Source organism: Thermaurantimonas aggregans (assembly GCF_003851885.1).
In the GTDB taxonomy this organism is placed as follows: Bacteria; Bacteroidota; Bacteroidia; order Flavobacteriales; family Schleiferiaceae; genus Thermaurantimonas; species Thermaurantimonas aggregans.
In genome coordinates, this window is record NZ_BHZE01000007.1 from 59,535 (window position 1) to 77,375 (window position 17,841).

A 17,841-nucleotide genomic window follows, 5' to 3' on the forward strand; every position below is an offset into this window, starting at 1 on the left:
GGCGAGGGATTATAGCATTTTTAGATAGGCTATTTCTTTTTCGGTCAAAAATCTGTAATGCCCTCTTGGTAAGTTCTTTTTGGTGAGGCCGGCAAACATAGTACGATCAAGCGCTACCACCTGATAGCCAAGGTGTTCGAAGATTCGGCGAACGATGCGATTGCGGCCAATGTGCAACTTGATGCCTACTTGATTGCGATCCTTGCCTTCTACGTATTCGATTTCATCCACGGGTGCTGGGCCATCGTCGAGCACTACACCACGGCGAATTTTTTCCAAGTCGCCGGGCGAAACATTTTTGTCGAGCACTACGTGATAGAGTTTAGGTGCCCCGTGTGAAGGGTGAGTGAGCTTTTTGGCCAATTCTCCGTCATTAGTGAGCAAAAGCAAGCCGGTAGTCTGGCGATCGAGCCTGCCCACGGGGTAGATGCGCTCTTTACAGGCTCCAGCTACGAGCTCCATGACATTTTTGCGCGCTTTTTCGTCTTTGGTCGTCGTGATGTAGCCTTTTGGTTTATTCAGCAAGATGTACACTTTTTTTTCGCCTTTGATGGTGCTTCCGCCGTATTTCACTACATCTTTTTCAGGATCAATGCGAATGCCCATTTCGGTGACGATCTTGCCATTTACTTCTACTAATCCCTGACGAATGAGTTCGTCGGCCTCACGGCGCGAACAAATCCCTGCATTGGCGAGAAATTTATTGAGCCTTACGAGATTGTCTTTTGGTTCCGCAATGGTTTGTTGTGGCTCTTGTGGTTTTTTGTAATACCTCTTGAATCCGCCTTTGAAGTTTGATTTTTGCTCGAAATTCTTTTCTCGACTTTTAAAATCAGACGTGAATTCCTTCTTTCGGAAGTCTTGTTTCTTGTCTTGGTAAGAATTCTTTGTTTGAAAGTTCGAAGGAGAATGTGATTTTTTATTGTTGTTTCTGTTGTTGGGTTTACCCTCCCGGGCCAAAGGCTTTCCAGAGCGCTCGCCTTTGTTTTTATCCCATGTATTCATAGCTCGTGATAATAAGCTGCAAAGGTAGGTAATTAATAAAGCAATGCATGTAAGTAAAGTTTAATTCTAACGAAAATCATGAATGCTTTTTAGCAACTAAACTCATTTTGCACTATTAATGAGAAGGAAAGTTGAGAAAAGTTAAAAACTTCATTAGCAAGCGTGTAAATGCTAACTCCATAGTATGGCCCATGGCGAGGGTAGCCTCTACTGCCTTATTTCAGTACCGTTACTTGCGCTTTCAAAAATTTGGAAACCCATTAAACAACTTTCACGAGCTCTACATTGAACCGGTAAGCTATTGCAATCTGCGCTGCCGATTCTGCGCACTTGAACATTCAAAACCAAAACATCGCTTTGATCTAGTGGTATTTGAAGAGCTTTTAAATGAACTTTTAACGGATCGAAGGCTTACCGCTTTGCAGTGGATCCACTTGCACAACGGAGGTGAGAGCACCTTACACCCACAACTGGACGAAATGCTTTACTTAATCGACGAGGCCAAGAAAAAAGCAGTAAAGCTCAATAAGTCATTTGCCAAAGTGAGTTTACTGTCTAACGGCACAGTGTATAGGCCCAAGCTAGCCGATGCGCTAAAGACTACTCAGGCCGTGGACTTACTGCGGTTTAGCATGGATGGCGGTTCACCTGAAATGTATGAGTACATTCGAAATAGAGCTCATTGGAAGACCTTTCGCGAAACGGTGCTTTCGTATATGCAGGCAGCGCGTTTGTCACAGCGGTCACCACAAGTGGAATTCATTACTTTACTCGACAAAAACCAGCTTCCACAAACAGTGCTTCACAATAAAGAATTTGCTGAGCTGCTGCAACTAGCTGATGACTACGAAGTGCGTTTTGCCCACGACTGGGGTGGTCAACTCATTCAGGATTTCACACCTGTACCCAATCCACTGCCGCTACACAAGCGCGGCTGCAGATTGTTGCTGCACAGCTTAGTGCTTCTAGCCGATGGACACGCCACAGTGTGTTGTGCCGATTTGAATGGCAAGGGAATCATTGGGAAATACCCTGATTTTTCTCTGGCCGGACTTTACTTAAGTGCTAAACGCATGTGGATGCTGGATAAAATTGCGAAAGGTCGAAATGCTGAAGTACCACTTTGTGCTAAATGTGAAGGATTTTAAGCCAATTAAAAACCAGAAAGGGCGCCCGTAATGGCGCCCTTTCTTCTTCTGCGGATTTCCTTAAACAACTCAACATGCTCTTAAAACGACACGCCAACTTTAAAGCCGCTGAAATTGATAACAGCACCGCGGTTCATGAAAAGTCCACCGTGTAAAAATTTCCAACGGGCTTGTATTCCGATACTTGTATATCTGGCTGTACCAATTTCATCAGATGTAAAACCATTTAAATTGATCAGATATTCTGGAGCTATGATGAAGTTTTCGCTAAAAGCGAGATTGTAGCGCAAGCCTACCGGGAAGCTTATAAAACCCTGATGCTCTTTGTCATTGCCTAAGGGTGTAACATCTGTAAGGTTGAAATAATCGATGCGATATCCAGCCATGGCTTGCAGGGGCAGGCGTACGATTTTACCAATGTTGATTTTGAACAACTGGGACAGATTTGCCCCCCAATCTAAATTGCTTCCACCCAGATAATAAGTGAGGTGTGTTTCGAGGAAGGAACCAGCCGACATATTTAGTTGTAATCCAGTAAATGAACCTATGGATAGCAAACCATTCGGCACGATTTCCATGTTCATATACGAAAGGTTCAGTGTTTTATAAATGTAATGACCATCGGGTATTACATCGCGTTTTGGCTTTCTGGTAGTAGCAGGTGTGGTGTTTCCATATACATTGCCTCCATTGCCAGTACCATCGATTATTACAATGTCGCCTCCTCTTCTGCGCTTTCTCTTACTCTTACGAGGCTTTACATCGGCTATTATGATGGTATCATCGGAATCGGTGGGTTTTACTTTGCGTTCGCGCACCTTTTTTTCTTTGCGGGTTTTAACTGCTTTTTCTTTGACTTGTTTGGGCGCTATATTGGCACATGGGCTTCCTTTGGGTAAGCCAGCCAGATTTGCGGCTGCCTTTAGGGTGGAGTAATAATCCGATATTTCAAACGTTTGGGTAGCTGCTTGTTCCATGGGTTTTTCTTCTTTGAGGTCATCTGTACCGGCAAGAACTGCCCGGCGGTCGATGATTGTAACTTCTACCCGTCGATTTTTTCTGCGGCCTTCATCTGTTCGGTTATCGGCCACGGGACGGGTTTCGCCATATCCAACTGCTATTATCCGCTGTGGATTAATGCCTTTGTTGACCAAATAGTCTTTTACGGCATTAACTCGCTCTTGTGAAAGCCGAAGGTTGTTATCATCACTACCTATAGAGTCGGTATGCCCTCCCAGCTCAATATATATATCATTTTTGGCGAGAATTTCATACAAAGCATCGAGCGAGGTGCGCGATTGTGGAGTCAGGGTAGCTTTACCTAGATCAAAGTAGATATCTTTTAGCTCAAAGCTCGCACCTACAGTGCTGCGCTGCACCTTGTAGTTGCGCACAATATCTGGTATCACTACATCTTCGAGCAGCCAGCGGTCACGAGAGTTTTCTACCTCAGCTGCTATTGCACGAAGGTGTATTTCGCTTTGGGCCAGCATTTTTAGTAGAGCTTCGTATTCTTCTTTTATACGCTCGCTCTCAGAATTTAACCGGTTATCGATTTCATTGAGTTTTTTTTCCAGCATAGTTTTTTGCAGTAATATAGCCTGCAGCTCTTCACTTAATCGCTTTTTAAAACTGTCGCGAGGAATGAGACTTCGTATGTCAGAAAGATCTATCGTATCTGATAGATAAAGAAATCCACGTGTGTTAATTTCCACCAGGTATTTTCGGCCAAGTGTCAGTTGTGTAAAATATGCACCACTGGATGCATTAGTTGCCACTCTGGCTACTTCGCGGCCAATGCTGAGATCTGTATATTTAATGTTGAGCAATGCTGCTGAGTCTTTTTCGTGAAGTACTGTACCTACTACGTTTACAGTTTTCTCAGGTCTTAAAAGGATTGGGATGATGGTTCGATAAATGTCGGTATTGTTTTTTTGAGAGGGGCTTTTGCGGAAAAAATACGCCAAATTGCCCTCTGTAGTGATGGAGAAGTCGTATTCATCGCCGATGGTGTTGATGTATGGCCCCATGTTCACAGGAGTACTCCACTGGGTGTAGCTATCGTCGAGCCGCCGGGCCATGAAGATGTCATGCCCTCCGAAGCCCTGGTGTCCATTGGAAGTAAAGTAAAGCGTCTTACCGTCAGCGCTAAGTTTAGGGTACATCTCGTCGCCAGCAGTGTTGATGACACTGCCTACGTTCACAGGCGTACTCCAGCCATTTGGGGTAAGTCGGCTCATGTAAATGTCCTTCTTACCGCTGCCACCTGAGCGATTACTCACAAAGAGGATTGTCTGCCCGTCAGCTGCCATACAGGCCTGGCCTTCGTACGCTTTGGTATTGATAGCAGCTCCCAAATTGCAGGGCTGACTCCATTCGCGGCCTTCGGCATTTCGCACGGAGTAGTAAATATCGTCCTTCCCAAAGCGGCCGGCGTGTTTACCTCCCAGCAAGGCGACCTGCGCATCTGGCGACAAGCTCCACAACACTTCGTCTTTTTGCGTGCTTAGAGCTTCTATCAACCTGGGGTTGCTCCATGTGCCATCCTCACGGCGGTCGCTGTACCAGATGTCGTACCCACCGCTGCCGCCTGTGCGTTTGCGAGCCGCGAAATACATTCGCTTGCCATCGCGTGCGATCAGAGGCATTAGCTCAGCTACTGATGTATTGATGCTGTCGCCCATGTTTACCGATTTTACGGGTTCATCACCTCTTCGCAGCATGTTTAGCCACCAGTCTGCCATTTCCAGGTTGGCTTTAGGGTCTTTTTGTTTGTAATTTTCTAGAGCGCTTATGGCCTTTTCAATATCGCGCATCATGAAGTACGCTTTGGCCATATCAAAATATTTGGATGGCTTTAACAAAACTTCGTTTTCGTAGGCATAAGCAGCTGAGCGATAGTCGCCCTTTTTCATGAATTTGTCTCCCGACTGACTATGTGCCGTTAACACAAGGCCCACCGCAAGAACGAGAAATGAATTTTTCATTTTGTAATCAGGTTGGGTTCACCTTGCAAAGGGGCAACCTTTAAATGGATTTTGACCTACATCATTTGTGGTAATTTTTCAGTCAAGAATTCAATGGGCAATGTTGAAATTACAGTACGACTAGACTCAATTTCAGGTAACAAGTGATTTTTGAAGAAACTAAAGAATTTTTATTCTTTTTTTTCTCGAGCAGCAGCTTTTAAACGCTCAACGCGAGAAGCACTCTGTTGTTCGCGCTCATTAGTGCCGGGTTTATAAAATTTCTTGCCGATGAGCTGGTCAGGTAAACATTCCTGATCGGCAACGCTGCCCTGATAGTTGTGCGAATATTTGTATTCTTTGCCGTAGCCTAAGTCTTTCATTAATTGTGTTGGCGCATTTCGCAAATGAATTGGCACCGGAAGCTGACCTGACTGCGCCACTTCAGCCAAAGCGGCATTTATGGCTGTGTAAGCCGAATTGCTTTTGGGCGATTGCGCCAGATAAATGGTACACATCGACAGCGGAATGCGGGCTTCTGGCATGCCTATTTTTTCAACGGCTTCGAATGTAGAATTGGCCATCACCAACCCGGTGGGATTAGCAAGCCCGACATCTTCAGCGGCTAAAATGATCAACCTTCTGCAGATAAAAAGAGGATCTTCACCAGCATCGAGCATTCTTGCAAGATAGTACACTGCTGCATCTGCATCACTATTTCGGACACTCTTTATAAAAGCTGAAATCAAATTGTAGTGATCTTCTCCGGTCTTGTCGTGATAAGGAGTCTTACGCTGTAAAATTTCCAGACAGCGTTCTGGGGTAAGAGTTTCGCCGGGCACAGCATTCATGGCCAGGATCTCCAGTAAGCTAAGAAGTTTTCTTCCATCGCCGTCGGCCATGCGTACCAGCACCTCTGCGTCCGGTATTTTCAGGCCGAGCGAGGCAATTTTTTGGTCGTGCGCAAGTGCCCTGGCGAGCAATTTTTTTAAGTGATCTGGCTCAAGTGCATGGAGCACATACACGTGCATGCGCGAGAGCAGTGCTTTGTTGATTTCAAACGACGGATTCTCTGTAGTAGCTCCTATAAGTACGATGTGGCCGCGCTCCACGCCGTGGAGCAGCCCATCTTGTTGGGTTTTGTTAAAGCGGTGGATTTCATCGATAAAAAGTATAGGCGCGCCTGCGGAAAAAATACCTCTCTCATTGGCGGCTCGGTCCAGAATTTCGCGCACATCGCGAAGACCAGCTGAAACAGCTGAGATGGAAAAAAACGTGCGTTGACATGAACGGGCTATGATCTCAGCCAATGTCGTTTTTCCTGAGCCGGGTGGTCCCCACAAAATCATTGAAACTGGTTGACCCGTTCGAATCATGTATTCGATCGGCTTGCCAGGCGCTGTGAGATGCTCTTGGCCGACAAATTCTTCAAGCGATTTTGGACGCAGGCGCTCAGCCAGTGGAGGGTTGTTCATTTTCCTGAGTTGGCTCGGTTAAAAGTAAGTGTAAACGTTGTGCCCTTGCCAAGCTCTGAGGCAATGCTTACGGTGCCCTTCATCGCATCGACAAGCTCTTTTATCAAAATACGGCCAATACCTGTTCCCCTTTCACCTGAAGTTCCCACCGTTGTGAAATCGCCATTTTTTGAAAAGAATTTTTCTACTCTCTCTGCACTCATGCCCACTCCAGTATCTTGCACAGATAGTTCGATTTGTCCGGACGGCAACTCCTTGACTTGAACTTTTATTTTGCCTCCTTGAGGTGTAAACTTAATGGCATTGGCCAACAGATTGCGCAATACAACCTCCAAATAAAATTCATCAGCTGATATCTCTGTTTCCTTTGCACAGTCGATACTTAAATCAATGTGTTTGTTATAAGCCTGAGGCCTAATTTGAGAAATCACTCTGCTGATGAGTGTGTAGAGATTAAAAACGAATTTCCCAGGTCTTAGATCCGAATTGTTGATCTGAGCAAAGACCAAAAGGTTTTGAAGGATAGATGTGGTGTTTAGGGCCGAAGTATACATTAGGTCGAAGGTGTCTCGGTCGATGGTCTCAGGTTTATCGCGATATATTTCAAGTAGGCCGGTTACGTTTGCGAGGCTGCCCTTTAGATCCTGCCCTACGATCGTAAGAAGTTTGTTTTGATATTCGTTTTTAGCCTTGAGCTCTTGGGCAGCTTTTTCTAGAGCTGTATTTGCTTTTTTTAGATCGCTTGTCTGCCGATCTACCTCGTCTTTGAGCATCAAATTTTGCTGGCGGATGATGTTTTCTTTTTCTACAGCTTCTTTTAACAGTTGATTTTTTAGTTTTTTTCGTTCTCTCAGACCCTCATTTACACGATCAGCCACTGCTAATGAGAGCATAATCATATCCAAAGCTGATCCGATTTGTGAAGCATGTACAAAAACCGGAATGTTGGGCAGAATATTCATTCTTGCCATTATGGAAAGAATAACTCCGACTAACAAAAACGAAAAGGCTATGACATAAAAAACTGCAGGCCTGTAACCCCTTAACATAAGTGCAAAGCCTGCCACAAGCATCAGAAAACACCCAAAAGATCCAACTAACTGAACAACCATATTGGCCAAGAGTTTTTCTCCGACAAAGGGCAGGATAAATACAGGAACATTTAACCAGAAAATGCCCCAAAGCACCTTGTTCCAAAACCGAGAAAAAGTCTCTGGGCGCAAAAACTTAATAGAAAACAATGTAGTAAAAATGCCAAGGCCATAAATGATTGGCTCATTTTGATTGATAATAGGCAGCTTGGGCCACAGATATTTGAACGTATAGCCGTTAAGATGCAGGGTGATGATAGCCGTGGCTGCTACATGGAGAATGTACCAGATATAAATTGAATCACGAATGCTCAGATAAAAAAAAAGGTTGTAGAGTACAATTATTACCACAAATCCGATGTAAATTCCTTGTAAGAGAGCTTCTTTTGAATTTTCATAATTTAACGACTTCCATGCATACAGCGTGGCAGGGAATTGAACGTTGTAAAAACTTCTCACTCTGAAAAATACCTGATTCTGCCCCGGTGGAATAATAAATTTGAAATAATTCCCAAGGATTTCGCGCTTTTCAAATTCAAAAGAAGAGCCGGTAGTAAATTCTTTTACAACCACGCCATTACGAACCAGGTAAAAACTAATGGTATCTAAAATCGGATATCCGATCTGCAAGATGACGTCTTCATTTGACTGATTGTTGATATCTGTGTAAAACCAAATCGGATTTTGGTTGGTCCCCAAATGAACGTTGTCCTTTTTCCAGCGCTCAAATCGATCAATGTACGAGGATATGCTTTCTATTGATAGTGATTGGCTGCTATCGATGTAAACATTTAAATATTTCGATATGGATTTTTCGAAAAGTCGGTCAATTCCAGGCGATACATTTATAACTCTTCCAGCAAAAGCCGATGCAATAAAATAAATGAAAAAAAAACAGCTGTAATAAATGCGCCTTTTAATCATAGCAGTGCTTAAAAAGTACGGTATCGCGGTAAAAATAAAAATATATTTGTATTGAGCTATGAATTTTTGAACAAAATGAAGCAACTATCTTTTCATCTTTTAGTGTTCTTTGTGTCTTTGAATGTTCAATGTCAAACTAAAAACACGCAGAAAGTGACTTCAAACAATGGTGAAAACTTCGAAATAAGATTGAGCGAGGAGGAGTGGAAAAAACGCCTTACTCCAGAAGAATTCTACATTCTCCGGCAGAAGGGAACGGAAAGACCCTTTACTGGCAAGTTTTACAAACACTTTGAGCCGGGCATTTATGTGTGTAAAGGTTGTGGAAATGAGCTTTTTTCGTCGGAGAGCAAGTTTGACAGTCATTGTGGCTGGCCGAGCTACGACCGCACAATCAGCAGCCAAAGCATCGTAGAAAAGCCCGACTACTCCCATGGCATGATTCGCACTGAAGTGCTGTGCGCAAAATGCGGAGGCCATCTCGGACATGTATTCGACGACGGACCGACCGAAACAGGGCTTCGCTATTGCATCAATTCGGTAGCTATTGACTTTAAAAAGAAATAGAATCTCAGCTGATTTGAAATACAACACCACATCGCCAGCCCTTTTGATCCCAAAATTTACAACGGGAGAGCATCCTTCAGAGCCAGCACTAAGAGAGCGATTTTGGAAGTTGCCTCTCTTTATTGCCTTTGCGCTCGTGATAGTGTATTGGCTCGATGATTATTTCTACCTCGATCTCTACAGATTTGGACTATTGCCGCGCACGCTCGAAGGTTTGTTTGGCATCTTCATCACACCCTTCGTGCACAGTAGTTTATCGCATCTGCTCAACAATCTTTTGCCCCTGTTTTTGTTATTGCTTTCAATCAATTATTTTTATTCATCTATTTCGCACAAAATCATCCTTTTAGGATACATCATTACGGGAATTTTAGTATGGATAATTGCGCGCGAACATTACCACATTGGGGCAAGTGGACAGGTGTATGCATTTGCTTCTTTTGTCTTTTTCAGCGGTTTAATAAAAGGCAAAGTACACTTGCTAGCCATATCCTTGCTCGTGGCCTTCTTGTACGGTGGATTGTTCTGGGGCATTTTTCCGATTCATCCGCACATTTCGTGGGAATCCCATTTAGCTGGTGGTTTTACTGGTTTTATCTTGGCTTTGTATTTTCGCCATCATGATCCCTATTACTCCTCGCCTGTTGAGGGCTTTTCCAAAAAAAAACCTTCTTTCATCAAGTTGTTTCCTGAAGCTCCAGCTGAGTACGAAACCAGCATATCCGACGTCAGATATCGCCACATCACCTACCATTATACCAAGCCACAGAAATAAATTACTTTTTACAGCACTTACTTTGGTTTTTGTGAATGTATTAGTAGGTCAGGGTGTGCTCTACATAATGCATCCTCAGAAGGCTCCACAACTGCGCATCAAACCCGGTATGGAGATTTCTGTAATTCAATATCGCGACAGCACCACAATAAGAGGTTTAGTGGGGCATATTGATAGCCAGTACATAGACGTCAGTCAGTTTCACATTCCTCTGCGACTGGTCGATGAAATTCACTACCAAAATCAGTTTCATCGCCTGTTTGGCGATGCTGTGTTGGCTGCCGGTGCATTTGCGTTGGTCATTCCACCGATTAACAATACGATTAATAACCTCCCTGCTTGGGACCGCGATTACTTGATGGCAGCCTTCATTGGTATTCCGGCTGGTATAGCCATTAAAAAATTGACCATCAAAAAGTTTAAGAAGAAAAAGGGATATTACTGGCAATACTATCACTTAGAGTGAGAGGCAACAAGAAGACTACATACCGTGTTTTTCTGTTTTTAATTACAGTGGCAGCCACGAGCTGGAGCTGTTCCACTACTCGGTATGTGCCTGACGGGCAAGCCCTTTTGAAAAAAAACACCATTCAAATAAAGGAAAAAGGAGTAGAATCGGCAGAGCTCGAACCTATCATAAAACAACAACCCAATACGCGCTTGCTCTTTCTGCCGCTATCGCTGTATGTGTATAACTGGGGCGGCTTATTTAAAAAAATCGGAGAGGCTCCAGTTCTGTACAACGAATCTGAAGCCTATCGCTCAAGCCAGCAGATGCAGCTTTACCTATTTAATAAAGGTTTTTTTTCGGCTCAAGTAGTTCATGAAAAGAAATTTAAAAACAAGCGGCAAAACAAAGTGGAAGTCATCTACCGCGTGACGCTTAACGAACCTTATACCGTGTACGATTTCTCGATCAACAATTCATCTGAGGCGATCGACTCCATGTTTGCCAATGTGGTGGGATATCCCACCATTAAGCCTGGCTCGCTTCTGGACGTTAATTCTTTAGATCAGCTGCGTGAAAAAATTTCTAGAGACTTTCGAAACAATGGGTTTTACGACTTTACTAAAGACTTTATCACATTTGATATCGACACTATCTCCACACCACCTAGACAGGCTTCGCTCAGAATGAATATTTTGCCCAAGCCGATAAAAGACGGTGATTCGGTGCGCTATGTGTCGTTGTATCCTTACAAAATCCAAAACGTACAAATACACCTTTTACCTCGGCGAGCTGAGCTGCGCACTTCGCCTACGGAGATCAAACACCGCGGGTATGATTTGTACATTTATCAAGACAACATCTTCCATCCGCGGGTTTTTACAGATGCTATTGAATTTCAACCCGGGATGTACTACTCCGAAAACCGCGTGCGCGAAACCTTTAGACATTTAAACAATCTTAAGCTTTTTACGGGAACAGAAATAAACTTTAGGCCTAAGGACCCTTTAAGCGACTTACTAACCGCAGAGATAAGACTTTCGCCCGAAAGCCGCCAGGGAATCAGCCTGAGTGCCGAAGGCAGCATTTCATCGGGCCAGCGCGGTGTGAGCGGCAGTGTGAGCTGGTTGAACAGAAATACTTTTGGCAAAGGCGAGATCTTCTCTCTATCACTTACCGGATTACTCGAAGTACAACTTTCACAAGGGCAAACCGGTGGATTTAATACTCTGGAAATCGGTGCTGAGGCTGCCATTACGTTCCCAAGATTTCTGTTGCCCTTCAATACTGAAGGACTCTTGCCGAAAAGAATGGAACCCCGAAGCAGGCTTTCTACGGGTATCATTCGCCAGCAGCGTTTTCAATTCGACCGCGTCGTGTACCGAGCGGGCTTAAACTACCAATGGAAGGAAAGTACTCAAAAAACACATCAAATCGATCTTCTGGAGCTTAACTACATCCGCCTGTTTAAAATCGACCCCGATTTTGCTCAAAGTGCTTTTTTGCTGTTTGGCTTTCGCGACAATTTTATTGCTGCCTCTCGATACACCTACACTTACAACAGCCAAAAACCCAGCTATCAACCTAAAGCACTGTTTTTTAGAGGTTTGATTGAATTAGCCGGAACGGGTTTTCTCCCTCTGATTGATGCTCTTTTCGACCTTCCGACAGATGCTAATAACGTGAGCAAGCTCTTCGGCGTAGCGTATGCTCAGTACGTAAAGTTTGAGGCTGACATTCGGCGCTATTACTACTTCAACAAAAACAACAGCCTGGCTTTACGACTCTTTGCCGGCTATACACGCCCTTATGGAAATTCGTTTGACACAACCTATGCTTTTCAAGCCCCTTTTGAAAAGAGGTATTTCATCGGTGGGGCCAACGATTTGAGGGCATTTCGAGCATTTTCAATCGGTCCGGGCACATCGCCTGCATCTTTGCCCATTAATACGGCTCCTATCAAGCTCCTTACCTCGCTCGAATACCGCTTTACTGTATACAAAGCTTTTAAATCAGCTTTGTTCCTTGATGCCGGAAATATTTTCTATGAAAACCTGCCCATCAGAGGTACCGATAAAATGGTTAAAGACTATCATCCTGACCAAATTATTACAACTAACAACTTTTTTAGCTCCCTTGCGCTGGGCACCGGTGTAGGCCTTCGTTATGACTTTGATTTCTTTATTATCCGGGTTGATGTGGGTATTCCTTTATACAACCCTGCATTTGCCTCTGGTGAGCGTTGGATTTCGCCGACTGAAGTGAAATATTGGGTATTTCAGCCGGGTTTAGGTTTTCCTTTTTAATATTTCCAGAATGAAAAAAATTTTCCGCCTTTTGCTCAAATACATTCCCAGGACTTGGCTCATCAGAGGCAGTTACCTGGCCAAAGATGTTTTGGCGCTTTTTATGTACGGCTCTCGATACGAAGACCCCATTGACGGGCGAACATACCGAAGCTTATTGCCGTATGGCTATGGCAACCGCCAGAGGCCCAATGTGCTGGCACCGGCATCGCTCAGCCTGGAGCGCCACCGCCTGATGTGGATTTATCTGAAGAAACAAACCGATTTCTTCACCGCTCGACTCAAAGTGCTTCACATCGCTCCGGAGCAATGCTTCTATGGGCGCTTCAAGAAAATGAAAAACCTCGACTACACTACAGCCGATCTCGAATCGCCGTTGGCAGATCTGCACTTCGACCTACACGACATCCCTCTGCCCGATAATACCTACGACGTGGTCTTTTGCAACCATGTGCTGGAACACGTAAACGATGACATCCGCTGCATGCAAGAGATCAGGCGCATCATGAAGCCAGGCGGCTGGGCCATTATGCAAGTACCCCTCGATATAAACCGCTCCGAAACTTTCAGCGACCCAACCATCACCGATCGCGCTGAGCGCGAACGCATCTTTGGCCAGTACGACCACGTGCGCGTATATGGCACCGACTATCCACGCCGGCTCGAGCAGGCAGGATTTAAGGTCGAAGTTTTCGATGTAAAAAAACTCTTAACCCCCGAACAAATCGATCGATTTAGAGTTCAGCCCGACGAACTGCTCTACATTGCTCGAAAAATTTAACAATTGCAATTTGAAACTTTTTTTATTTATATAATTTTGCGCCAAATTTTTTGTTAATCGCTTGAATTTCCGTTATGAAGCTTGAGGATGAAATCAAACAAAAGACCTTTCCGAATGAATATTCTAAGGCATCTATCAATATACTGTTTACCTACAGTTACGTCTATGTAAACATCCAAAGATTTTTAAAAAAATACGGCCTCACTCCGGAGCAATACAATGTGTTGAGAATACTGCGTGGCCATTTTCCTGAGCCTTGCACTATCAATACCATTCAAGACCGAATGCTCAACAAAACCTCCAACGCATCGCGTCTGGTGGACAAGCTGGTGGCTAAAAAGCTCGTCGATCGTCAACAAAATGCAGCTGACCGCCGTCATGTGGACGTGATCATAAACAAATCAGGAATTCAACTCTTGGCTGAACTCGATAAACCCGTAAGCGAACTACACAAACAGATCATTCACCTTACCGAGTCTGAAGCGCGCTTCCTCAATCAGCTGCTCGACAAACTCAGAGGGTAATCCTTCGTATTTTTAACCCTCAGATTGCGCAAGAGAACTACGGATGAAACAACTTCTCCTGGCCTTTTTTTTCTTTTGTTATGGTAATACCATTGGCCAAATCGTCAGAATATCTGGTGCCATTAATGGTTTAAGCCCAAAATATATTGTATTGGTAGGTTATAACGGAGTGGAAGAATTTCCGATTGATTCGGCCTATGTGCAATTGCCAAACGGCTTTTTTCAACTCAATACAGCCATTCCATACAGCGGCCTCTATAAGCTGCTAATCGAAAAAGGCCAAAATCGATCGCCGGATAAGTACATTGATTTGATCCTTAAGCCAGGAGATGATATCTCCTTTATAACACAATATCCCCACATTACTGATTCTTTAACAATTACAAAAGGAGAAGAGCTTCAGTATTTTACTCGATTTACAAAACAGTACAATCAGGTTCAGTACAAAATCTTTTTGCTCGAAGATGTATTGAGAAAATATCCGTCAAATGACCCCTTTATGTCGGAAATTAACAAAAATCTATCCAGGATTCAATCAGAGAAGAAAACCATCTTTCAGCGATATCGCGATGCGCGATTTCCATTAGCTAATCGTTACATAGCTATGCTTCGGCAGTGGGATGCCCGCGGAAGCGACTTTTCAAAAGGCTTTTACCAGGGTATCGACATCAGCGATACACTCTGGGTGCACAATGTACTCCTCCACCAAAAAATTGGGCAGTATTACAACTACCTGATGGCTGAAAATGCTGCTCAAGATTTTAAAAACATGAACAAATCCTTCATCGACCAGATTCTAGATCCTCTGAAATCGAACGAGTTGCTTTGGAAAAACATCTTCCAGTACCTGGTCAATGCCTATAAAACAATGAATTATCCTGATGCACTGGAATATTTGAAAGAGAAGTATTTGACCGATGGTGTATGCGCTGATCCGTCGCAATCCATTGATATTGACCAAATTTTGCAAAGTCTAAACGCTTTGAAAGAAGGCAGCTACTTGCCAAATGCCGTGTTGAAGGCTCCAGATGGTTCAGATCAAATATTCCCAAAAGACGTTCCGTCAAGCAAAGCTAACCTTCTCATTCTCTGGAGCAGTGGATGCAGCCACTGCCGAGAGAGCAAACCTTTTTGGATAGATCTTTACAATCGCTATAAGCAAAACGGATTGACTATCTCAGCACTCCACCTCGAATCAGATGTAGGTCTTTGGAAAGAAAACATCAAAACATTGCCTTCCGACTGGATTCACCTGCACGACTCAAAAGGGTGGAACGGCTACGCGGGTGTGTTGAAAATCTTCGGAACACCTGCTTATGTGCTCTACGATACTGATAAAAAGCTCATTTTGAAAACATACGACATCAAAGAAGTAGAAGAAAAGATCAAAAAATTGCTTTAAATGGAAACCCTTCTAAACTACATCAATGGACAATGGGTGCCCCCCATCAGTGGAAATTATATCGAAAACATAGAACCTGCCACAGGGGCAGCGTATAGCCTGATACCCGACAGCGACCAACGGGATATAGAAGCCGCTGTAAAGGCTGCTAGAGAGGCTTTTGCGCAATGGTCAAATACATCGGCAGCAGAGCGCAGCCGCATTTTAATGAAAATCTCTAATCTCATAGCAGATCAGCTCGATGAACTCGCCCTGGCCGAAAGCCGCGACAACGGCAAACCCCTCAAATTGGCCAAAACTGTGGACATCCCCAGAGCCCGCGACAACTTTGCCTTTTTTGCTACTGCTATTCTACACACCTCTACCGATACACACGACATGGGCGAAACAGGCTTCAACTACACCCTTCGCCAGCCCATCGGGGTAGTAGGTTGCATCAGTCCATGGAATTTGCCGCTTTACCTCTTCAGCTGGAAAATAGCTCCTGCCTTAGCAGCCGGATGTACTGTAGTGGCCAAGCCCAGTGAAGTGACCCCATACACGGCTTATCTTTTGAGCAAAATTTGCCATGAAGCAGGTTTGCCCCCTGGAGTGCTCAACATAGTGCACGGCTATGGCTATAAAGCTGGGCAAGCCATGGCAGAGCATCCGGAGATCAAGGCTATCTCCTTTACCGGAGGTACAGCTACAGGAAAGAAAATTGCCCAAGCGGCAGCCCCCCATTTAAAAAAACTCTCCCTGGAGCTGGGTGGCAAAAACGCTACCATCATCATGGCCGACTGCGACTATCCGAAAGCACTGAGCACTGCAGTGAGAGCCTCTTTTAGCAATCAAGGACAAATCTGCCTCTGCGGTTCCCGAATTTTAATTCAACGACCTCTGTACGAAAAATTTAAAAAAGACTTTGTAGAAAAGGTAGCCTCCCTGCGCTTGGGCAATCCCTATGATGAAAATACACAGGTAGGAGCAGTGGTCTCTGAGCAACACTTGCTAAAAGTTTTATCTTACATTCAACTCGCGAAAGAGGAAGGCGGCAATATCTTAACAGGAGGTCAGCAGGTGAAGTTAAATACACCTTACCAAAACGGCTACTACATTCAGCCCACGGTAATTGACGGGCTTTCATCGACATGCCCCACGAATACAGAAGAAATTTTTGGCCCTGTGGTAACGCTGATGCCCTTTGACACGGAAGATGAAGCCGTTCAAATAACCAACATTACGGAATACGGATTGGCGTGTAGCATTTTTACCACAAATCTCAACACAGCCCATCGCATGGCCCGTTCCATCGAAGCCGGTGTTATTTGGATAAATACTTGGCTCTTGCGCGATCTGCGCACACCATTCGGGGGAATGAAAGCGAGTGGACTGGGCCGAGAAGGCGGTCGTTACGCCCTTGAATTCTTTACAGAACCTAAAAATGTATGCATCGCATTCTGAATATCATTCTTTCACTCTCATAGTGTTCAATAATTTTGCTTATTCAATTTAATACACCGTGGACAAGCTCAATCTGAAACCTGTAGAAGTAGTTTATGACATAAGCCTGGAAGAGTTTCACGAAAAGTACCTCTTGCCCGGAAAGCCAGTGATTCTCAAAAACTACACAAAAAACTGGAAAGCTGTTGACCGCTGGACCTACTCCTACTTGCGCGAGAAAGCAGGCCACATAAAAGTAAAACTTTACGGCAAATGGCTGGAAAACAACCCTACAGCCATCGAAATGCCCCCGGTTAAAGAAGTGCCTTTCGGCGAGTACATCGATATGCTTGAGCAAGGAGTACAGAGCGATTTGAGAATTTTTCTATTCAACATTTTCAAGCATGTGCCCGAGCTGCTCGAAGATTTTGAATTTACCCCGATTACAACCAATTATCTGAAAGATTTCCCTTACATGTTCTTTGGGTGTGCCGGCTCTGATGTCCGCCTGCACTACGACATCGACCTTTCCAATGTCTTTATTACACAATTTTGCGGCACAAAGCGCATCGTACTTTTTGAACAGAGTCAAACCAAATTCCTGTACAAACTGCCTTTTACCACACACAGTGCAGCCGATTTGATGAATGTGGACTTCAGTAAATATCCAGCGTTAAAATACGCCGAAGGCTACGAATGTGAAATCAATCACGGCGACACTTTGTTTATGCCCAGCGGCATCTGGCACTACATTCAGTACCTCGACGGTAGCTTTTCGCTAAGCCTTCGTTCGCTCTCGCCCACAATTCCCGGAAAAATTCAAGGAGCTTACAACGTTTTTGTTATCAGAAAATTAGACGAACTTCTCAATAAATATTACAAAAACTCGTGGAGCGATTTCAAGCTCAAACGTGCCATACAAAAGGCCAACGAGATCGTGCGAGAAACTGAGCGCGAACGCAAACAGGTGTAAAAACACTCTGTTGCTTGGAGAAAGGATAGTCTGG

The 17,841-nt window shown here is 44.3% G+C and carries 14 protein-coding genes; 10 read left to right on the top strand and 4 right to left on the bottom strand.

Annotation, left to right across the window (positions count from 1 at the left end; all coding sequences use genetic code 11):
* Window positions 1-9: 9 nt before the first annotated feature.
* Window positions 10-1,005, bottom strand: a complete 996-nt coding sequence (locus tag EIP89_RS04890) for a pseudouridine synthase (protein ID WP_124397544.1) — start codon at window positions 1,003-1,005, stop codon at window positions 10-12.
* A gap of 131 nt (window positions 1,006-1,136) precedes the next feature.
* Between EIP89_RS04890 and EIP89_RS04895 the strand changes: the two genes are divergently transcribed.
* On the top strand, window positions 1,137-2,153 hold the full coding sequence (locus EIP89_RS04895) for a radical SAM protein (protein ID WP_124397545.1): 1,017 nt from the start codon (window positions 1,137-1,139) through the stop codon (window positions 2,151-2,153).
* Between the two features lie 80 nt (window positions 2,154-2,233).
* On the opposite strand, the gene EIP89_RS11720 is transcribed toward EIP89_RS04895, so the two are convergent.
* The 3 genes from EIP89_RS11720 to EIP89_RS04910 all read right to left on the bottom strand — a co-directional run bounded on the left by EIP89_RS11720 (window position 2,234) and on the right by EIP89_RS04910 (window position 8,609).
* Complete coding sequence (locus EIP89_RS11720) at window positions 2,234-5,140, bottom strand: OmpA family protein (protein WP_124397546.1); 2,907 nt, start codon at window positions 5,138-5,140, stop codon at window positions 2,234-2,236.
* Window positions 5,141-5,310: 170 nt separating this feature from the next.
* Entirely contained in the window at window positions 5,311-6,594 is a 1,284-nt protein-coding gene (locus EIP89_RS04905; RefSeq protein ID WP_124397547.1) for a replication-associated recombination protein A, read from the bottom strand.
* The gene (locus EIP89_RS04910; RefSeq protein WP_124397548.1) at window positions 6,591-8,609 is read right to left on the bottom strand and encodes a sensor histidine kinase; all 2,019 of its coding nucleotides are present in this window, start codon (window positions 8,607-8,609) and stop codon (window positions 6,591-6,593) included. The genes EIP89_RS04905 and EIP89_RS04910 overlap by 4 nt, the downstream gene beginning before the upstream one ends.
* Window positions 8,610-8,684: 75 nt before the next feature.
* On the opposite strand from EIP89_RS04910, the gene msrB reads away from it, so the two are divergent.
* The 9 genes from msrB to EIP89_RS04955 all read left to right on the top strand — a co-directional run bounded on the left by msrB (window position 8,685) and on the right by EIP89_RS04955 (window position 17,807).
* Window positions 8,685-9,176: a peptide-methionine (R)-S-oxide reductase MsrB gene (msrB, locus tag EIP89_RS04915; protein ID WP_124397549.1), complete on the top strand. Its 492-nt coding sequence runs from the start codon at window positions 8,685-8,687 to the stop codon at window positions 9,174-9,176.
* A 13-nt stretch (window positions 9,177-9,189) separates the two neighbouring features.
* On the top strand, window positions 9,190-9,951 hold the full coding sequence (locus tag EIP89_RS04920; RefSeq protein WP_218019328.1) for a rhomboid family intramembrane serine protease: 762 nt from the start codon (window positions 9,190-9,192) through the stop codon (window positions 9,949-9,951).
* Between the two features lie 31 nt (window positions 9,952-9,982).
* Window positions 9,983-10,417, top strand: coding sequence for a hypothetical protein (locus tag EIP89_RS04925; protein WP_124397551.1), 435 nt, complete (start codon window positions 9,983-9,985; stop codon window positions 10,415-10,417).
* 47 nt (window positions 10,418-10,464) lie between these two features.
* Complete coding sequence (gene tamL, locus EIP89_RS04930; RefSeq protein ID WP_218019329.1) at window positions 10,465-12,705, top strand: translocation and assembly module lipoprotein TamL; 2,241 nt, start codon at window positions 10,465-10,467, stop codon at window positions 12,703-12,705.
* Between the two features lie 10 nt (window positions 12,706-12,715).
* Window positions 12,716-13,486: a class I SAM-dependent methyltransferase gene (locus tag EIP89_RS04935; protein WP_124397553.1), complete on the top strand. Its 771-nt coding sequence runs from the start codon at window positions 12,716-12,718 to the stop codon at window positions 13,484-13,486.
* Window positions 13,487-13,560: 74 nt separating this feature from the next.
* Window positions 13,561-14,010, top strand: a complete 450-nt coding sequence (locus EIP89_RS04940; protein WP_124397554.1) for a MarR family winged helix-turn-helix transcriptional regulator — start codon at window positions 13,561-13,563, stop codon at window positions 14,008-14,010.
* Between the two features lie 43 nt (window positions 14,011-14,053).
* Window positions 14,054-15,412, top strand: a complete 1,359-nt coding sequence (locus EIP89_RS04945; RefSeq protein WP_124397555.1) for a DUF4369 domain-containing protein — start codon at window positions 14,054-14,056, stop codon at window positions 15,410-15,412.
* Window positions 15,413-16,855 carry an aldehyde dehydrogenase gene (locus EIP89_RS04950; RefSeq protein WP_124397556.1) on the top strand — a complete coding sequence of 481 codons (1,443 nt, stop codon included), beginning with the start codon at window positions 15,413-15,415 and terminating at the stop codon, window positions 16,853-16,855.
* Window positions 16,856-16,913: 58 nt separating this feature from the next.
* Complete coding sequence (locus EIP89_RS04955) at window positions 16,914-17,807, top strand: cupin-like domain-containing protein (protein WP_124397557.1); 894 nt, start codon at window positions 16,914-16,916, stop codon at window positions 17,805-17,807.
* The last annotated feature ends 34 nt before the right edge of the window (window positions 17,808-17,841 follow it).